General features: G+C 44.9%; 19 protein-coding genes and 1 tRNA gene. 11 read left to right on the top strand and 9 right to left on the bottom strand.

What is annotated here, in order from left to right:
- Positions 1–211 precede the first annotated feature (211 nt).
- The 5 genes from PN466_RS19465 to nfi all read right to left on the bottom strand — a co-directional run bounded on the left by PN466_RS19465 (position 212) and on the right by nfi (position 3,223).
- A tRNA-Leu gene (locus tag PN466_RS19465) sits at positions 212–294 on the bottom strand.
- Between the two features lie 514 nt (positions 295–808).
- Entirely contained in the window at positions 809–1,438 is a 630-nt protein-coding gene (locus PN466_RS19460) for a ribonuclease D (RefSeq protein ID WP_271942694.1), read from the bottom strand.
- Positions 1,439–1,548: 110 nt separating this feature from the next.
- Positions 1,549–1,734 carry a hypothetical protein gene (locus PN466_RS19455; protein ID WP_271942690.1) on the bottom strand — a complete coding sequence of 62 codons (186 nt, stop codon included), beginning with the start codon at positions 1,732–1,734 and terminating at the stop codon, positions 1,549–1,551.
- 144 nt (positions 1,735–1,878) lie between these two features.
- Positions 1,879–2,478 carry a hypothetical protein gene (locus PN466_RS19450; protein ID WP_271942687.1) on the bottom strand — a complete coding sequence of 200 codons (600 nt, stop codon included), beginning with the start codon at positions 2,476–2,478 and terminating at the stop codon, positions 1,879–1,881.
- Positions 2,479–2,557: 79 nt separating this feature from the next.
- On the bottom strand, positions 2,558–3,223 hold the full coding sequence (gene nfi / locus PN466_RS19445) for a deoxyribonuclease V (protein WP_271942685.1): 666 nt from the start codon (positions 3,221–3,223) through the stop codon (positions 2,558–2,560).
- A gap of 119 nt (positions 3,224–3,342) precedes the next feature.
- Between nfi and PN466_RS19440 the strand changes: the two genes are divergently transcribed.
- From PN466_RS19440 to PN466_RS19430, 3 genes are all read left to right on the top strand, one after another.
- Positions 3,343–3,744, top strand: a complete 402-nt coding sequence (locus PN466_RS19440; RefSeq protein ID WP_271942683.1) for a hypothetical protein — start codon at positions 3,343–3,345, stop codon at positions 3,742–3,744.
- A 387-nt stretch (positions 3,745–4,131) separates the two neighbouring features.
- Entirely contained in the window at positions 4,132–4,356 is a 225-nt protein-coding gene (locus PN466_RS19435; protein WP_271942681.1) for a hypothetical protein, read from the top strand.
- A complete protein-coding gene (locus tag PN466_RS19430) occupies positions 4,341–4,613 on the top strand; it encodes a ParE family toxin-like protein (protein WP_271942678.1) in 273 nt (90 codons plus the stop codon). The genes PN466_RS19435 and PN466_RS19430 overlap by 16 nt, the downstream gene beginning before the upstream one ends.
- 54 nt (positions 4,614–4,667) lie before the next feature.
- On the opposite strand, the gene PN466_RS19425 is transcribed toward PN466_RS19430, so the two are convergent.
- The 3 genes from PN466_RS19425 to PN466_RS19415 form a co-directional block, all read right to left on the bottom strand.
- Complete coding sequence (locus PN466_RS19425; protein WP_271942675.1) at positions 4,668–4,871, bottom strand: hypothetical protein; 204 nt, start codon at positions 4,869–4,871, stop codon at positions 4,668–4,670.
- Between the two features lie 6 nt (positions 4,872–4,877).
- Positions 4,878–6,941, bottom strand: a complete 2,064-nt coding sequence (locus tag PN466_RS19420; RefSeq protein WP_271942672.1) for a DNA phosphorothioation-associated putative methyltransferase — start codon at positions 6,939–6,941, stop codon at positions 4,878–4,880.
- A gap of 236 nt (positions 6,942–7,177) precedes the next feature.
- Positions 7,178–9,229 carry an ABC1 kinase family protein gene (locus PN466_RS19415; protein ID WP_313898664.1) on the bottom strand — a complete coding sequence of 684 codons (2,052 nt, stop codon included), beginning with the start codon at positions 9,227–9,229 and terminating at the stop codon, positions 7,178–7,180.
- A gap of 136 nt (positions 9,230–9,365) precedes the next feature.
- Here PN466_RS19415 and recN point away from each other — a divergent pair, with 136 nt between their 5' ends.
- The 7 genes from recN (at position 9,366) to PN466_RS19380 (ending at position 18,293) form a co-directional block, all read left to right on the top strand.
- Positions 9,366–11,093, top strand: a complete 1,728-nt coding sequence (gene recN / locus PN466_RS19410) for a DNA repair protein RecN (protein ID WP_271942670.1) — start codon at positions 9,366–9,368, stop codon at positions 11,091–11,093.
- Between the two features lie 331 nt (positions 11,094–11,424).
- Positions 11,425–14,553: a GAF domain-containing protein gene (locus tag PN466_RS19405; protein ID WP_271942667.1), complete on the top strand. Its 3,129-nt coding sequence runs from the start codon at positions 11,425–11,427 to the stop codon at positions 14,551–14,553.
- A gap of 211 nt (positions 14,554–14,764) precedes the next feature.
- Complete coding sequence (locus PN466_RS19400; protein ID WP_271942664.1) at positions 14,765–15,352, top strand: hypothetical protein; 588 nt, start codon at positions 14,765–14,767, stop codon at positions 15,350–15,352.
- 70 nt (positions 15,353–15,422) lie between these two features.
- Entirely contained in the window at positions 15,423–15,875 is a 453-nt protein-coding gene (locus PN466_RS19395) for an ABA4-like family protein (RefSeq protein ID WP_271942662.1), read from the top strand.
- Positions 15,876–16,010: 135 nt separating this feature from the next.
- A complete protein-coding gene (locus PN466_RS19390) occupies positions 16,011–16,196 on the top strand; it encodes a hypothetical protein (RefSeq protein ID WP_271942660.1) in 186 nt (61 codons plus the stop codon).
- Positions 16,197–16,343: 147 nt separating this feature from the next.
- Entirely contained in the window at positions 16,344–16,856 is a 513-nt protein-coding gene (locus tag PN466_RS19385; protein WP_271942658.1) for an inorganic diphosphatase, read from the top strand.
- 531 nt (positions 16,857–17,387) lie between these two features.
- Entirely contained in the window at positions 17,388–18,293 is a 906-nt protein-coding gene (locus tag PN466_RS19380) for an MBL fold metallo-hydrolase (RefSeq protein WP_271942655.1), read from the top strand.
- 188 nt (positions 18,294–18,481) lie between these two features.
- Here the strand turns inward: PN466_RS19380 and PN466_RS19375 are convergent, their stop codons facing one another.
- On the bottom strand, positions 18,482–18,637 hold the full coding sequence (locus PN466_RS19375) for a hypothetical protein (protein WP_271942652.1): 156 nt from the start codon (positions 18,635–18,637) through the stop codon (positions 18,482–18,484).
- Positions 18,638–18,660: 23 nt separating this feature from the next.
- Here PN466_RS19375 and PN466_RS19370 point away from each other — a divergent pair, with 23 nt between their 5' ends.
- Positions 18,661–18,870 carry a hypothetical protein gene (locus PN466_RS19370; protein ID WP_271942649.1) on the top strand — a complete coding sequence of 70 codons (210 nt, stop codon included), beginning with the start codon at positions 18,661–18,663 and terminating at the stop codon, positions 18,868–18,870.
- Positions 18,871–19,106: the final 236 nt, after the last annotated feature.

Genomic DNA, 19,106 nt, shown 5'->3' with positions numbered 1-19,106 from the left:
TGGGTTTCTCTCAGTCTCCTCTGAGGGAACCCCCTTGGATTTCTCTATGGATTCTATAGAAAACTCTAATTACTATCTAACCCATTTAACCTATTTCTTGCCCCTTACTTTTGGAGGTGCTATGGTGGTTTTGTGTTGAATATGTGTGAGAGGTTCTCTTGTCTTGGCGATGAGGAGGTGAAAGACCTTTTACCGCCAGTTTTTCAGGCAATGCGGATGAAAGGACTTGAACCTTCACGTCACGAAGACACTAGAACCTAAATCTAGCGCGTCTACCAATTCCGCCACATCCGCATGGGCATTACAACCTATAATTGTAGCAAAGACCAGCTTAAATGTCTAGATTTATCTCAATTAATAATTAATAAATTTCATATCAGCGATCACCGAAACCATGGGTCTGGTTTGGCGACAAATTGCCTCTAGTGAGGCTAATACAGTATCTACAGGCAGTACCGTCGAGATCGCAGATTCTGATCAGAGTTCTAGAATTCAGTCAAGACATGGGATTTCAGTAGTATACACAGCATATTTCCAGTTAACCCAATACCATGCTCGTTTTCAGCCCATACTTCTACTAATACATCTGGATAGTCTCTTTTGACCTCAGGACTCTGTGCGAATTTTGTCCCTTGCTGTTGCTCTTCTAGGTCACTGTCGATATAAGCTAGGCGAGGTCTTTGCCAGCAAGTATTCTAGAGTTTATAGAAACCATTTGGGATCTTGTTGTATAGTTGCTTCGGCTGCTAAAACTACAGGTAAGAGAGTATCCTGAATTGGGGCAGACTTGATCTCATTTATGACTCAATTAATGCTCTAAGACATCTTTGTACTGCAACAGATCTAAGGCGACTAAAACAGGAATACAACCAAAACACTGTTGAGCAAGTTCCCAACGCTCTTCTCGGTGTAGCATGTGGATGAGCTTTTCTTTAACGTTGAGAAGATAGCGCACGTCATTGGCCGCGTAACTGAGTTGTTCCTCGGAGAGGTTACCTACATTTCCCCAATCTGAGCTTTGGGCGCTTTTATCAAGTTCAACTTTTTCCAGTTCTTGGACTAATTCTTTGAGTCCGTGACGGTTGGTGTAGGTACGGGCAAGTTTGCTGGCGATTTTGGTACAGAAGATCGGGTTAACGATGATATTGAAATGATGCTGAAATTGGGCAACATCAAATCGGGCAAAGTGAAAGACTTTAGTGATCTTTGGAGACTCTAGCAGTTGTTTGAGGTTGGGGGCTGTGGTTTGTCCTTTGGCGATCCGGATGGCAATTACATGGCCTTGGGGGTCAGAAATTTGCACTAAACAGAGGCGATCGCGCAGGGGCAATAGGCCCATGGTTTCCGTATCTACAGCAATTTCGCCTGCTTGCATATAATGGGCGAGTTGCTCGTCGCTCAAATCCTGCTCGCCGATCTGAAAGAGTTGAATGGTCATAAATAGGTAATTGGGTAATAAGTAATGGGTAATGGGTAATCTCGGCATCTCGGTGTCCCTGCGTCCCCGCGTCCGCAGTTTCTCCGTGTCTCCCCATCCCCCTATCCTCGTTATGGCTGTTGTTCAGTAGGGGTTTTGGGGTTGGAAGGAGGGGATTTCTGGGAAGCGTGAATCAACCAACCGATGACCAGAACCAGGATTGCGCCGAGAATATAACCTAAACCGGCAAATCCAAAGCGATCGGCGGCAAAACTAATCCATTGTCCAAACCCTTGCTTGGGTGGGGGATCATTCATATCACTCATACAAAAATATACAGCGCTTTGCGCTAGAGAATAGGGAACAGGAAAGGGGAAAATGAAGAGCAATGCAGTAATCATATATTCTGATGACTATTGCTATTCGTGCCTATTGCCTTTTACCTGACTTCTGCAAGAAGTCTATTGACTTTCAAAGAGTTCCGAGAGTTCTTCAGTACTGGTTCCTAAAATACGGGCAAGTTTGGAAATTTCATTATCGGTGAATCCATCCCGAATTTGGATCAGTTCTTTGGGCGCACGGCCGACGATGCGGGCGATCGCCACAATTTGTTCGTCGCTAATTTCTTTTCCTCCATACACATCCCGCAGATCTTGGGGGGAGAGCTTATAGGAGTCACAAAAGCGGACAAACTCTTTATCACTAATATCGAGTTGTTCTTGGCGATCGCGCAATAAGAACATGATCGCCCGCGAACCATGGTCGGGACGCTTGAAGCGATCGACATATTGCTTGAATAACTCATTGATTTGTTGGGGAGTTCCTCCCAACTGTTTCACTAAGTCGGTACACGCCATTTTCAAGGCTTTAGTTAGGGTTTTATTACGTTGAGTGAGCTTTTCGTTTTCCTGTTGGAGTTTTTCGGATTTGTTGATGGTGTCAACAATACTGGCCGCAAATTCTGGAGTACATAAGCCTACATCCGCATCTTCATAGGAAATGGGGATATAGGAGCGATTCGGATTAAATTGTAAGTTTAAAGACTGGTTATTTTCTTCCATAAGGTTCTATAAGTCGCGCTAACCCAACGCTTCAGAAGACAGGTTCTGAATCTGGGTCTATTGTACTTCATCGGTAGCGCTAAATTCGATTGGAGGCCAAGCGATCGGCGATACGAGTGGTTTCGGGGAGACGGTAATGGGGACTACAATTGAGGACATAGGCGATCGCCGTCTCTAGGCTGATCTTATGGCCAATGGAGACATACAGAGGTTTGACTTTGGTGCGGGTTCTCAGCACTGCACCGATGGTTTCTTCCCCATCTTTGAGAGAAGTCCAACTGCCTCGTTTGGGTGCAGGTTCATCATGAGTGCCGATAAACCGGGATTTTGCTACACCAATGGTGGGACAATCGAGCAGTGTCCCCAGATGACAGGCTAATCCAAATCTGCGCGGATGTGCCAATCCTTGACCATCGCAGAGGATTAAATCGGGGGTTATGGTGAGTTGACGGAGCGCTTTGAGGATGGGAGGGACTTCGCGAAAGGAGAGAAAACCTGGAACATAGGGAAAGATCGTTGGACAAAGGGCGATCGCCGTTTCGATCAGCTTTAAGTCGGGAAAACTCAGCACCGCAACTGCTGCTCTGGTGGTTTTGCCGTCATCTTCAAATCCTAGATCGACTCCAGCAACCCAATGGACTTCTGGGAGTTCATCGGAGGTGACGGTGCGATCGCGCCATTCTTCTTGGATTAATTTTGCCTCCTCTACCAAAGTCGGCCAACCGAGGGTTTCAGGAATCTTCATAACTTATCCACTTTGCTCGTAGATCTTTATTATGCTAAATTTAAAGCAATGAACAGCAATTCTTCCCTCAAACCCCCTTCATTTCAACTGTTCTTTCTTAAATACCCCCTGATCTATGTATGAATATAAAAGCAGAAAAATTCGCCCATGACTGGAAATATAACTGGTATGGTTTTTGGTATGCAGAGGAAAGACACACCGGTCAACCTTTCGATCTGAGCGCGCATATTGATGAAAATTGGCTTCCTCCTGATAAAGATAAAATCATTGAATATTTGAAAAAGGCTCCTAATATGGTGGTCGCTTCAAATAAGCGTAAAAAATGTCACAAGTGTGATGAGACAATCAACACACTTGTATATCGGAGTGATGGTATTTTATTTTGGCCAGATGACCTCTCTCATTATGTAGAGAAACATTTTTTTAGGCTGCCAGATCGATTTGTACACCGCATCAGAGAACGTAATTACAAGACTCCTCCGCCAGATGATGTAGATATGGAGACTCTCGATTGGCCTTAAATCGACCGTCCTGGAACAAATGAGATCTATTTTATAGCAGGGCAAAGGATAGTTAGGACATTTTCTATTGCGATTCGTGCCTATTGCCTAAAACTATAACCTACTGTCCTAACCAACTCATTCACTGCTTGGATTAATTTTGCCTCCTCTACCGAAGTTGGCCAACCGAGGGTTTCAGGAATATTCATAACTTATCAATAATCAGAGCCGTCCAATACTCAGGATTTTATGCAGTGAGATAATCTCAATTCCTTTAATAATAGCGAATTATCTTCTTGTTATGATTTGGGTTGCTAGGACAGGTGTTGATGGGGGAGCAGGGCGAACGATCCAGAAAAATGTTATAATTTTACTCCGACATGGGTTGAAAATCAAAATTAATTATAGATGCAATACATTTCTGAAAGAGGTGTTATGACGGTTACCGAAATCCAAGACGCAGTAATGAAACTTTCTACAGGAGAGTTAAAAGAACTGGTTCAGTGGCTCGATGAATTTTCTGAATCTCTCTGGGATCGGCAAATTGAGGAAGACCTTGAAGCAGGCAAGCTAGATGGTCTTATTCAACAAGCAAGGAAAGAATTCAAAGATGGAAAGTGCCAGAAAATTTAACGCATTTCACTACTCCCCAGTTTTGGGAATCCTACCGTCAGTTGCCACAGGAAGTTCAGGCTCTGGCAGACAAGAATTATGAGTGGCTTAAGAACGATCCGAAGCATCCCTCTTTACATTTCAAAAAGATCGGAAGTTTATGGTCTGTAAGAGTTGGGAAAAATTATAGAGCTTTAGGTTCTGATGAACCAGAGGGAATCCTATGGTTTTGGATTGGCCCCCATAGCAAATATGATGATCTAATTAAAGAAAGTTAGCTTTTAGAGTGCCCTAACCATAGCTATTGAGTTAGGCTGACAACGGTCAATCCATCAATCCTCTGAATCTGGACGAACTGAGCAATTTTCTCGCCCATAATTGACTTCTTTATTTCCCTGGGGATTGATCCATACACACCAAACGCCATCGGCTTGATGAATACGCCAGCGATGCATAATTTCGGCGTATAGGGTAAAGCAAAATAATAATCCGATACAGCCAAAACCAATGGTAATTAAAATTCGGTCTCGATCCATGATGAATTAATGATGTCTTTTTTTATAGGCGGCTAATCGTTTTTTATGAGCCGATTTTAAGAGCTTGAGGCGATAGGGGTCGAGGTCTTTGCGCCAACGAACTTGGGATGCACTAATTTCTGCTCCATGTTCTTCTAAACATTTGAGCCATCCGCGACGGGTTTGGATAGCTTTCCAATCCTCAAAAAGTCCCCATTTTTCTTCTTGTTGGCTGAGTTTCTGGAATTTTTCAAACTGGGGATAGGTAGAGTCAATAAATTGTTCTTTGCGGTGCAAGATAGGGGGATTGGGATGATCGTCATAGCTTTCATAATAGACGGCTAAATCTCGTAGGTCAATTTGCAGGATTGTTTTTAAGAGGGGGTGGGGAATTGGGTCAAAATCGGGATAAAAGAGATAGGAGATTTTGGGAAGATTGAGGTGAAATTTAATCAGGGTTGCTCCTTCGAGTCTGCCAATGGTTCGGTTGGCGCAGCCTTCATAAAGTCTTAAACGTGGATCAAGGGAGTCGAGATAATGGGAGTGGACGGTAAAGGATTTGGGAGTGAATTTGCCAACGGGAGAGTTCTGACAGCAGCGAGAAATAAAGTCTAAGTCGCCTAAACTAAAGAGCATTTGATCGGCTAAAATACAGGCACTTTTATAGCTGCCAAATAAGCTTTGAATGTCTTGCTTGATGCTGGGGGAGAGGTGGCGAAATTGGGGGCGATCGCTAAAATGAGACAGGGCGAGATAGACCAGGAAATCCTGACGGCGAGAGGTAGCGATTTTTTCCCATTCCTCTTCTTCAGTGACTTGGAGGACGAGTTGAAAGGCACGGCGAAATGTGCCAAACTCCTCTAAGATGGGTGCTTCTGCGGCTAATTCTCCTCGTTTGGGCAGTCGTCCGCGATCGGTAAAAAATGCCATCAGGGGAGCGAGTAAATCTTGATAGTCTTCAAACCGGCGCACTTCTATGCGGATGCGAGGGGTGGAAAGGCGCGAATGGAAGCGGGAGGCGCGGAAAATCTCGGCTTGGGTGCGATCGCGAAATACGAAGTAAATCCCCAAATCTACAGGTACTGCATCGACCTCTAAGACTTGATCGATATAGGTTTTCAGCTCTTCCTGTTCATAATATTTCTGGAACGTATTGCGCTGGGTAATCACTCCATCAGCATAGGCCATCAGGCGATCGCTTGCTGCACTAATCAACACCTGCGCCGACACCACCAAAACCTTTTGCGTTAACTCCCAGGCTTTCAACAGCGCTTCCCGGCGTTCTCCCTGGTCTTCAATCACATTAATCACATAGCCCAAATTGACAATATCAGCCTCATAAAGCGGCGTATCCGGGCGATAATAGGGGTCCCATCCACCACTGCTATATCCCTTCCTGGCAATCTGTTTAATATCTTCCCCATGCCCACATCCATAGTCAAAAAACGTCGTTTCTGGGGTAAATAACTCCGCTTCTAATGCCAAACGCATCGGCCGGGATAACTCCTTGCGTACCATGGCCGCTTTATAGCTTTCAATCACTGGCGCATAGGTTGTATTTACCGTCGCTTCCATGGCAACGACCTGATGATCCTCAATTGTCACCCGATGCACCGATAACCATTTTTGCCAATGCTTTAATGTGCCAATAGAAAACCCACTCCGTTTATTTAAGAGTCCCCATTCTTCTTCCTGTTGGGTTAACTGGGCAAACTTCTCATAATGGGGATAATGGGTCGTAACAAAGGTTTCCTTGCGGTGCAAAATGGGAGGATTATCGCTATTGCGGTAGTCGCGATAAACCGCTTTTTCCTGGGCAAAATCCACTTGTAAACTGGCGTGCAGACGAGGATGGGGGTCGTCGTCAAAATCGGGATAATAGAGATAGGAAATTTTCGCTTGATCGAGGTGAAATTTAATTAACGTCGGCGGTTCTATTTCTCCTGCTATTTGACGGCCGAGGGTTTCGTACTCTTGCAGTTGGGTATCAAGAGCATCCAGAGCCGTCAGATGAATATAGAGGGCATTGGGCAAGCGTTTGCCGATCGCACTCTGTTGGCAGAGACTTAAAATGTCAGCATGAGAGACCATCGCTTTGGAGAGACATCAGGGTTTTTCCTAGTGTACCTGGATTTGCAAACAGGGTCTGGAAGGTTGAGCGCTCCTTCGTCCGATCTCCCATGGACATGCATTTCCCCCTCTCGTTTTAGTCTATCTTCATCTTCATAAGGAGTTCCAATCTACACCTAAATATAATCTTCTTCATCTCTTCCCAGCTCCATTAACAATTAATGCCTGAAAGCCTTGAGAGTGAAAGGAGAAGGGTATTATTTGATTGACACCACCGCAGCCGGTAAAGCCAAAGCTGGGGAATCTGATTTAGGAGCTGATGCTAACTTTTTTTCTGAAGTTCCATTGCCCCCATCTTCACTGAGTAACACTTCTCGAATAAACCGTGCTAAAACTCGTTGAGCTAATCCACTGGCAATTTGTTGTCCCATTTGTTGGGTTTCGGGCTTGAATAAAACCTTGGGTAATAACGGCGCAATTTTTATGGGATCAAACCCTTGCGTTGCTTGCACAATTTGTAAAATTCGCTGCATATGTTCGATGTTTTTCCGATCTTCAGGATTACCTGTAGATAGGGGTGCAACGGGTTTTTGACCATTCATCCCTACTGTTTTCCGGAAACGATGACTGACATTTTCCAGAGTAGTACGTCCTAGGGTGTCTAAGCTTTTGACAATTTCCTCGACGATGCGATCGCGGATAAAACTGCCGCGATCGGAAAAAAGGAACTCAATTGTTTGATTTAATACTACATCTAAATCATAATCTTGACTATCACGGGCATTTTTGAGTAGATTTTCCAACCGATTCCAACGGAAACTGCCATCTTTGAATAATAAATCCCTTAAGGAGGTTCGCAATTCTGGAGATTGGTCAGTTAATAAACGTTTAGCTACATAGGGATACGCTTTACTCAAAACTTTAAAATTAGGATTCACATTAATGGCAATCCCTTCTAGCGTTACTAAAGATCGAATAATTAAGGCATAATAGGCGGGAACCCGAAACGGATAATCATACATCACCTGGGAGAGTTGATCAGTAATATTCTTAAAGTTCAACTCAGCCACAGATGCACCCAGAGCATCATTAAAAACTTTTGATAAAGCCGGAATAATCGGAGTTAAATCTGTATCTGGCGCGAGAAATTCTAGTTTGACATAATCATGGGCTAACCCGGAAAAATCGCGATTTACAAGATGCACGATCGCTTCAATTAGGCCATAGCGTTGATAGTCCTTGACCTCGCTCATCATGCCAAAATCCAGATAGACTAATTTCCCATCGCCAGAGGCGAGTAAGTTACCGGGATGGGGATCAGCATGGAAAAACCCATGTTCGAGCAATTGTCGTAGGGAACATTCAACCCCCACTTCAATTAAATAGGACGCATCTAACCCTTGCTGGCGAATTTTCTCTAAATCGGTTAATTTTGTGCCCGTAATCCACTCCATCGTTAACACCCGACGATTGGTATATGGCCAATAAATCCGGGGCACATAAATATCCGGCAGATACCCATATAATTGCTCAAATCGTTCGGCATTTCTGCCTTCATGGGTATAGTCCATTTCTTCATAAATGCGAGCGCCAAATTCATCGGCGATCGCCACTAAATCACTCCGCACGCGCCGACTTTTCTGTACCCAAGCAGCTAAAGAGCGGAGAATATACAAATCTAGAGAAATTTTTTCCCGTAAATCTGGACGTTGAACTTTGATCGCCACCGTTTCCCCAGATTTGAGCTTCCCTTTGTAAACCTGACCCAAAGAAGCGGCAGCTACGGGTTTAGCGCTAATTTCAGCATAAATAAATTCGGGGCGATCGCCTAACTCTTCCTCAATGAACTGATAAGCCACCTCATTCGGAAACGGGGGAAGTTGATCTTGAAGCCGGGTTAACTCCTCTAAAAACATTGGAGGCAGCAGATCCGGCCGAGTCGATAAGGCTTGCCCTACCTTAATATAGGCTGGGCCCAATCGAGTTAAGGTCTCCCGCAATTGAACCGCCCGCTGGCGCTCTTTTTTTTCCGAAGCTCCCCCGATACGTTTATCCCACCATAAGCCCACAACCAAGCCAAGAAAAGACCACACGAGCGCGATCATCCGTCCCCATACTTCCCAGGGACGGGAACGGTAAAAGTCCATCAACTCCTGCGGATCGTAATGGATCTCTGGGGGTTCCACGGCTGAATTATTGGATATAATCGTCTCTTCTGACATGGGACTAAAATGTGCAGAAGAAGAACTGGGACTCTGGAAGTCCTCGACTTTTGATAACCCCTGTTGATGGGAAGATGAAGATGGCATATTGACATTCATGACTTGAGGTGGGCTAGATCCATTACTGATTGTAAAGTAATTTTAACAATTCCCCCCCTTGAGACGCTCGATCAAATTTGTTCGGTTCCCTGGATCAAGTGCTTTTCTGGTAAGTAAGCCGTCTATGTTAATCTCCCTAAAAATTGAGAACTTTGCCCTTATCGATCGCCTAGAATTGGACTTTGCCCCAGGCTTAACCGTCTTCACTGGAGAGACTGGAGCTGGAAAATCCATTATTCTAGATGCCCTTGATGCTGCCCTCGGCGGCAAATTAAATCCTAAAGCGATCCGCTCAGGAGCGTCCCAAGGGTTAATTGAAGCCACGTTTACCCTTTCTCCCCTGGTTCGAGAATGGCTACAAGGTCAAGAAATAGACCCAATGGAAGACCAAACCCTGACCTGTAGTCGGGAGATCAAGATCTATCAAGGCACATGGCGATCGCGATCTCGCCTCAACGGAATTCTGGTCAACCGTCGGCAAATGGAAACCCTACGAGAATTATTAGCCAGCATTGCGGCTCAAGGGCAAACCGTACAACTTGGAGATGCCATGCGACAGAGGCAATGGTTAGATCTCTATGGAGGGAGTGAACTCTTAGCCGTGCAAAAACAAGTAGCAGTGGCTTATGAAACGAAGCAAAAACTAGCGGCTAAACTCCAGCGACAACGACAGGATGAACAATCTCGACTGCAACGGATTGACCTTTTAGAATATCAACTCACGGAGTTAAATCAGGCCCAACTCACCACAGCCGATGAATTAACCGAACTCGAACAAGAAAGTCAACGGCTCTCCCATAGTGTCGAACTGCAACAGAAAAGCTATCAAATTTATCAAGCTCTGTATCAGGGCGATCGCTCCTTAGCTGCTGCCGATCTACTCGGAGAAGCCACCAGTTTGCTCGATGATATCCTTCCCTACGATCCCCAACTGCAACCGATTCTAGACTTAGTGAATGAAGCCCTAGTACAAGTTGAAGAAGCTGGACAACAAATCAATGCCTATAGCGATCGCCTCGAAACTGACCCCGAACGCCTCGATAGTGTGGAAGCACGGATTTTTGAACTCAAGCAAATCTGCCGTAAATATGGGCCATCCCTTTCAGAGTGCCTCACCTACTGGCAGACTATTCAAACCGAACTTGACGACCTCACCGCCACCAGTGAATCTCTAGAACAATTGGAAAAAGATGATCGACAAGCCTTAGAGCACTTGAAAACATTATGTAATCAGCTACACTTACAGCGCCAAAAAGCTGCCGCTAAACTAGAGGCGCGTTTGGTTGAAGAACTCAAACCCCTAGCTATGGACAAAGTGCAATTCAAAGTCGCTCTTACGCCCATCCCCATTACAGCCACAGGCGGCGATCGCATCACTTTTGGTATAAGTACGAACCCCGGAGAACCCATTCAACCCTTAGCGACTACAGCTTCGGGAGGGGAAATGAGCCGCTTTTTGCTGGCTTTGACGGGCTGTTTTTCCCAGATTAACCCCGTCAATACCTTAGTATTTGACGAAATTGATGCTGGGGTCTCAGGACGAGTTGCAGAGGCGATCGCCGATAAGCTCCATCACCTCTCCCAACATCATCAAGTTCTGTGTGTCACCCACCAACCCTTAATTGCTTCCCTCGCCGATCATCATTTACAAGTCCGCAAAGAAACCATTACCGAAAATGCCGGCAACCATCCTAGAACAGTCGTTCGCGTCACCCTCCTCAACGATCAACAACGCTGTCAAGAACTCGCCCAACTCACCGGAGGTAACTCAGCCCTCGAAGCCCTATCCTTTGCCGAATCTCTGCTTCAACAAGCCAACAAAAAACGTCAACGCCATCATCAACCCTCCTAAACCGTGACTTTTCTTCCCTGGTCTCCTCCCCCAAGCTACCTCAATTCCCCAAGAACGTAATCCCTTCCCCCATTTTTCGGTACACTGGGAAAACCCTCGACCCAGACCAAAGGAAGAGTGCACAGATCCAAGCTGTCATGGCTGCAAAATTCAATTGCGATTAAAATTAGGCTATCCTAACTCTTGAATCTTCCGGATTCGTCCTTTAAGATACACCTAACCGATGGTTCCCTTCTCTAAGCTGTAGCTTACTAAATTAAAAAAATGTGCCTTTAGGCCCTTGAGTTTCCCACTAAACGAAGACATAACTCTTAATATATCGGTGACATCTATGGCAACATCATCTTCCAACTCTCCTATTGTGGACACAACCGCCACCACGATCGATATTGATGCAATAAATGCGGATGGAACTCCTGCCCATGCCGTATCAGCAACGGTCATAGATGTAGAAGACAATGCCCCTCAACCTGCTCCCCCAGAACCGAATGAGTCCTCTGGTATTACCGGAGGGTTAGTTACAACAGGAGGAGGGGGTGATTTTTCCAGTTTTTTAGCTCCCCTGAAAAAAGATACCTTTAAGCAAGTCGTCAGCGACGTTGAAGACAAGCTCAAAGTCGTAAATCAAACCCTATCGATGTTAGATAACCTCTTGGAGAACCAGGGGTTTGATGCCATTCTTGATGAAATGCTGCGATCGATTACCCTAAAAACTGGAGAACTCCTTAATGCCGATCGCACCAGTATCTTTCTGTTTGATGAAGAAAAAAATGAACTCTTTACCATCGTTGCCAAAGATGAAAAAGGTAACGCCCTAGAAATTCGCATTCCCGCTGATAAAGGGATTGCTGGAGAAGTCGCCACCTTTCGCAAAGTCGTCAATATTCCCTACGACTTCTATGACGATCCGCGATCGACCACTGCTAAAGCCTTCGACAAAAAAAATGGCTATCGCACCTACACCATGGTCGCCATGCCCCTGGAGAATGAAGAAACTGGGGAATTAGTGGCAGTCGTACAACTGATTAATAAACTCCAAATCGATGCCGATCGCGAAGCCGAATTAGACGACAAAATCGATCTCAAAGGTTTCACCGCAGAAGATGAACAGGTCTTCAAAGAATTTGCTCCTTCCATTCGCTTAATCCTAGAATCCTCCAAATCCTTCTACGCAGCTACCCAACGGCAACGGGCAGCCTCTGCGCTGATGAACGCTGTCAACTCCCTAAGTAAGAGTAGTCTGGACTTAGAAGACACCCTCGGAAAAGTGATGGATCAGGCGAAAGAACTGATGAACGCCGATCGCAGCACCCTTTGGCTCCTTGATGAAGAAAAAGGAGAATTGTGGACAAAAATTCTCATTGCTGGTAACCTAACCGAAATTCGTATTCCCAGAAGTGCCGGATTTGCCGGTATGGTAGCCGAATCTGGAGAACCCCTCTTAATCCCCTTTGATCTCTACAATGACCCCCGTTCTGAAACCTCCAAAAAAACAGACCAGACCACTAAGTATCGCACGTGTAGTATGCTCTGTATGCCTGTCTTTAATGCCGACGATCGACTCATTGGCGTAACCCAACTGATTAATAAGAAAAAACAAGGCGAATATCCCAACTACAACCCCGAAAACTGGCCGGAAGCTCCAGAGCAATGGAAATCTAGCTTTAATCGCAATGACCTAGAATTCATGCGAGCCTTTAACATTCAAGCAGGAGTGGCGCTACAAAATGCCAAGCTCTTCGATCAGGTCAAACAACAACAAAAAATGCAGGAAGATATCCTGCGCAGTTTGACCAATGGCGTGATTTCCACTAACAAAAATGGTCACATTATTGCCGCAAACCAATGTGCCAAAGAACTTTTAGGACTCGATGAAAGGGAACTCGAAGGGCAACTGCTCTGTCCCCTGATTCGGATCAAAGAAGGAGACTTTAAAAAATGGTTTGATGCCGCCCTTGCCCCTCAAGATAATAAGGAACGCCAGCAATTTTATCCCGATCAAACCCTGATTCTTTCGGGAGAAGATGGGGAAGATGTTGAGCAAAGTGTTAACCTTTCGATTAATTCGATGAATGATGCCCTTGATCCAACAAAAGTCAATGGTGCATTAGTAGTGATGGAAGACATCAGCGATGAAAAACAAGTCAAGAGCTTGATGTATCGCTATATGACCCCAGAAGTAGCTGAATCCCTACTCGCTAGTGGCGATACAGGACTTGGTGGAAAACGCAAAGAAGTCTCTGTCCTGTTTAGTGACATTCGCAGCTACACCACCTTGACGGAGAAATTGCAAGCGGAAGAAGTGGTCGCCATGCTCAACAGCTACTTTGAGGAAATGGTCGATTCGGTCTTCCGCTACGGTGGAACCTTGGATAAATATATTGGTGATGCTCTCATGGCCGTCTTTGGCTCTCCTGCACCCCTAGAAGATCACGCCTGGTGTGCCATGCAAACGGCTGTAGAAATGCGCTATCGCCTGGCTGAATATAACCAGAAACGGAAAGCACAAGGGCTAATGGAAATTAGCATTGGGATTGGCATTCACTCCGATGTGGTCGTCAGTGGTAACATCGGCTCATCTAAGCGCATGGAATTAACCTCCATTGGTGATGGGGTAAATTTGGCTTCTCGTTTGGAAGGAACCAGTAAGCAATATGGAACCGATATTGTAATCAGCGAAAAAACGTACAGGAACTATGCCGATCGCGTCTATGTCCGAGAACTCGATAATATTACAGTGAAAGGGAAGAGCAAACCGGTCACCATTTATGAACTGTTAGGAATTCGAGAAGAGACTTCGGTAGTTGGCCGTCCCCTCACCGAGAAACAAGAAGCAGTGAAAACCCATTATGAACAGGGACGCAAGCACTATTTACAACCAGCCCACGATAAGTTGTCTTACAACGAAATCCTAGCGGTTTTGGAACAGTTAGAAGAGTTATCGGAATCAGAGTTGAAAAAAGTTTCCTATGATGAAACTCAGATGCTCTCCAAGATGCTGGCCCAGGTTGACCGGGAAGAGTTAATTGAGCTTTTAGGGGCAGCAACCTTAAAACGGATGTTGGAGGTAGACGATCTCAGTCGCAAAACGGTAACTGATACTTACTGGCAAACGACGTTACCAGAAAAAGTGAATGAACTCACTCCCCGTCAAGTGAAGAAATTGCTGCAAGCGAAAGTGTGTCAGTTTGTAGGAGCAGAGGAGACTCGGCAAATGTTGGCTGAAGAAGCTCAGGAAATGTCTTCTGCTCAACTGCGCAAGTTTATTGATTTAGCTCGCGAACCATTTGCAGCTAAAGCTAAAGAGTCTTTCAAACAGGCTCAAGAGGAGTTCCAAAAGGTTCTCAAAGCCGATCCCAATAATAAAGCGTCTAAATTGCATATTCAGCGTTGTATGCTCTATGAGGATAATCCACCAGATGAAACTTGGGATGGAGTCTGGAAACTCACGGAAAAATAGACCAGAACTCAAATGGCTTAAACTTACTTAAACTTAGGTCGCTTGACCGCGATCACCTTTCTAGTCTAGATTAGTAAGAGTGGGTATTCTCAGAACATTGGGTGTAGAGGTAAACCAACTAGCTTAGGTAAGTCGCACCCATAAAACTCTGATTTCATCATTCTCATCACAAAAAATTGATTCAAGATTAAATTAACAGCGAATTGGGTTTATGAACGATGTGAACTGGCAGTCAAAATACAAAGATTGGATTGATAAAGTCCGTCTGTTCTTAACGCAAACTGCCCAAGCCTATCTATTAGATATACCGAGACTCCCAGAAACCCTTACGCCACAAATTACGCCCTTGTCGCGAAAAGCCAAAGAAATCAAGGAAATATACCAGGATCAGTCGGGTAATCTTCCAGAAGGAGATGTAGACCTATTGTGGGTTGACCAAGTTCACCAGTTCTTGCAAAAATTGTCCGACCTCTATTTAGCATCAAACCAGCCTTCTTCGCTTCACAACCACTTAGACTTATCCAGCCAAGCAAGAACCTTAGCCAAGGAAGCCAAACGAATTCAAGAACACCCGTCCCAGCCTAACCCCACCCATGGGAGTCCAGGTATAACCCCCAGTTCTGACCTAGATGAGCATGATCCTCTCCCCCCTTTGTCTAGAGATGACATGAGTATTGAGGATTTGCAAAAAAAAATTAAAATTCAGTGGGCTAATAGCTCTAATCCCAATGCTCCTGAATGGCAACAATTGATTGTCCTGTTGGATGTGGCTCAAGGACTCTATCGAAATTTAGTTTAACCGTTAGTGAAACCGATCGCCCCGAACAAGGAGAGTATAATAGCCTTTACAGGATTATTTTAGGTTCGTGATGCTCGATTGGTTGTTTAATGGCGCAAACCTTTTTGTGCTGCCTTTTTGGACGTTAATCATTGTCTTACCCAATTGGGGGGGAACTCGATGGGTGATGAAGTCATTCCTTCCCTTTGTGGCTCTAGCGGCTTTGTATGTGTATCTCTTGATTGGCACAATTGACGGGGAGTCAGCGGCAGCTTTGGCAAACCCCCAATTAGCCGATTTAGCTCGGTTATTTGCTAATCCGGAGGCAACCGCAACCGGTTGGGTACATTTTCTAGTGCTGGATTTATTTGTAGGGCGCTGGATTTATTGGGAAGGACAACGAACCGGAGTCTGGACTGTTCATTCCCTGATTCTCTGTTTATTCGCCGGACCCGTTGGCTTGCTCTCCCATATCCTCACCCAAACAATCAGTGAGCGATTCTTAACCCAATCTTCAGAATCAACAACTCCAGAAATGAGTTAATTAAAATAGAGACGATTGTTGGTTTGACAACAATCTGGCGATCGCAAATCCGTAAAATAAAAGCGAGGGGTCAATAACTCCCCTCCTATATCAAGTCTTGTTTTGTTCAATAGAGGTCATTAAACCCCCTTCTGTATGGAATCAGAAAGTGAGCTTGGAACTGGGGGCCAACCCCCAAAACCTAGGGTAGCAGATGTAATTGGCACAGCCATTGCCTTATTAACCTTGACCTTACCCTTGTGGGCGATCGCCTACTATTCTTCAGGTAATGTCAAAATTGTACCGGGTGTGGGCTATCCCTTACCGCAAGCTAGAGAATGACCCCTATGAACTAAAAAAATCCAACGGATTCAAAACGATTCATTCAGACCAAGCAGTTGGGATTGGTGACCATCTTCCCCTAAAATTTGATTCGGGGCAAGGAGGAGTCATCCTCCCCACTCCACTGATGCTATTTGGAGAAAACTCTTGGATTTATCACGGATTCCCGCCCAACCGAAACCTGGCTTATTGAGTGTATTGATCGAAATCACAGCCGGAAGCAAGAATAAGTACGAATATGATAAGGACTTACAAGCCTTTGCTCTAGACCGAGTATTGTATTCCTCTGTCCACTACCCCTATGATTATGGATTTATTCCCAATACCCTAGCTGATGATGGCGATCCTCTAGACGGTATGGTCATGATGGATGAACCTACCTTTCCAGGGTGTGTGATTGCTGCACGACCCATTGGGATGCTAGAAATGATCGATGGCGGCGATCGCGATGAAAAAATTCTCTGTGTTCCAGATAAAGACCCCCGGTATACAGGCGTAAAATCTCTCAACGATGTTCACCAACATAAACTCGATGAGATTGCCGAGTTCTTCAAGACTTACAAAAACTTGGAGAAGAAAGTCGCAGAGATCTTAGGATGGAAAGATATCGATCAAGTTTTACCCTTGGTTGAAGAATGTATCAAAGCAGCCGCTAAATAATCATCCCTGGTCAAATTTTGGCCATCCTCCCTAACCTTAGCAGGCGTGACATCGGTAAAGTATCCGTTTGCTCACGTCTGGCGATCCTGAAATCACAAGATCCCCCCTGAAAAAATAAAATAAGGTAAAATCAGGGCATCTAGGTAACCTGAACCTCCAGAATGTTTGAGTATCTCTACCTTGAAGAGATACCAACCATCCGGAATTACCGATCAGGCAGTAACCTAGGTCTTAGGGTGCAACAAGTCTCAATCGCATAGACTTGAAACAAAGCGGTATTTATCAACATTGCTCAGACAACAGGAGATTAAGCACAGAAATCAATCAAAGTTAGGGTGGGAAATCTGGATCAGATCAGGTTAAGATGACCCCATATACGCTGTTTGCATTTCTATTTCCTTTTGTTCATTCCTGTGAACTCCACTAGGAAACCTTAGAAGCAATCGCTAGGCTAGTAGGCACAAGACCACTTACGCTCTAGTCGTTCACAAGAACAATACTCAGCTAAACCCAGGCTAAATTTAGCGAAAGATGTCACAATCCGATCCCTCAGTTCCTGTTGTCAAACCTGCATCCAGCGCGGATTATACGGAATCCGTCGTTCCATCTCCCTTAACCGTTAAATTCTGGGGGGTTCGAGGTGATATACCTACACCGGGTGAACAAACCGTCCGCTACGGTGGCAATACCTCCTGTGTTACCTTAGAAACCCCTCAACATTTTTTGATTTTTGATGCGGGTACTGGGGTTCGCGTTTTAGGTAAATACCTCTTAAGTCGGATGCCAGTGGAAGCTCATTTATTTCTGTCCCATTGTCAGTGGGATCGAATTCAGGGCTTTCCGTTTTTTGTCCCCGCATTTATTCCCATCAATCGGTTTTATGTGTATGGCTCCTCAGCAGTGAATGGGGATTCGATGAAAGATCGGCTCAAAGAACAAATGCTTCCCCCGAACTTTCCCGTTCCGATTGAAATTATGGGATCGGATCTCAAGTTTTGCGATGTCGATCCAGGGCAAGTGCTAAAACTGGAAGCGATGGAAATTCATACCTGTTGTTTGAATCCGATTAATCAAACTTTGGGTTATCGCATTCACTATCAGAATCAAATTGTGGTTTACGCGACAGATATTGAAGCAGACACCAATGAACTCCATCCAGAATTGATTCAGTTGGCCCGGGAAGCGGATGTACTGATCTATGATACTCATACCTGGATGATCGATAAGCAAGGGGCCAAGGGTAATTCTCAACCGAAAGATTGGAATTGGAAAAGTGGTATTGAGGTAGCAAAAAAAGCTAAAGTGAAGCAGTTGGTAATGTTTCACCACGATCCCGGTTATACAGATGATTCTTTAGATGGGATTGAACGACAGATTCAGGCGGTTTTTCCCCAGGGTAAATTAGCCCGTGAAGGAATGGAAATCGTCATCCATTAGTCAATTAAGAATTAGAAGTTAAAGATCAAAAACGTGTATTCGATAAGGATTGGAAGAGGTCGCTGGTGAGGTTTAGGACATCGATTTTTAGGTGGCCATAAGAATAAATTGAGCCAGAGCTAGACAGGCTAAACGAAGTTTGAGAAGATAGACTGGGAGATCGCGATATAGCCCTCCTATAGCCACACCTATGAACCAGCAAACCGTTGCTCTAAAGTGTTTTGAAATGCTTTTCGGGAAGTAATGCACTCCAGATAAGCCACAATAGCGGGATAATCCCCATAATCAAGTTTGGCTAACATTTGGGCATAATACAAATAAGACGCTACCGCAACATCCGCCACATCTAGATTCGACCCCAATAAAAATGGCTGTTGGGATAAAAGCTGATTCAGTGGCTCTCACAAATGAGGCATTTCTCGATCGCGCCTATCGGGTAAAAATAATCCTGGTCCTAGGGTTGCATTGGCAAACAAAACCCATTGTACTTATTGCGATCGCGCTTCTAAATCATCCGGTAAATCTCCATATTTTTCCGCCAGATACAGCAAAATCGCTCCAGACTCCCATATGGTAAAGTCCAGAAGTGTTGAACGTTGACATAAACATTTACATTCAACTGAAGAAAAGTCCCTAGTGAACCTGAGTTCGGGATAAGGAAAGGAGGATGGAGTAATATCAAGTCCGTTGAATAAGTTGTGATATAGCAGTGAGTTCACTCCACCCGTAAAAATCGGTTAACCCTCCAATTAATTCTGGCTGTTTCAATAAGGTTTGGCAGCGCTGGTACAACACTTCTTCTAGCTGATCGAG

Origin of the sequence: Roseofilum reptotaenium CS-1145 (assembly GCF_028330985.1) — a bacterium.
Lineage (GTDB): Bacteria > Cyanobacteriota > Cyanobacteriia > Cyanobacteriales > Desertifilaceae > Roseofilum > Roseofilum reptotaenium.
The sequence above is the reverse complement of the archived record's forward strand: the minus strand, read 5'-3'. Positions and strand labels throughout refer to the sequence as shown.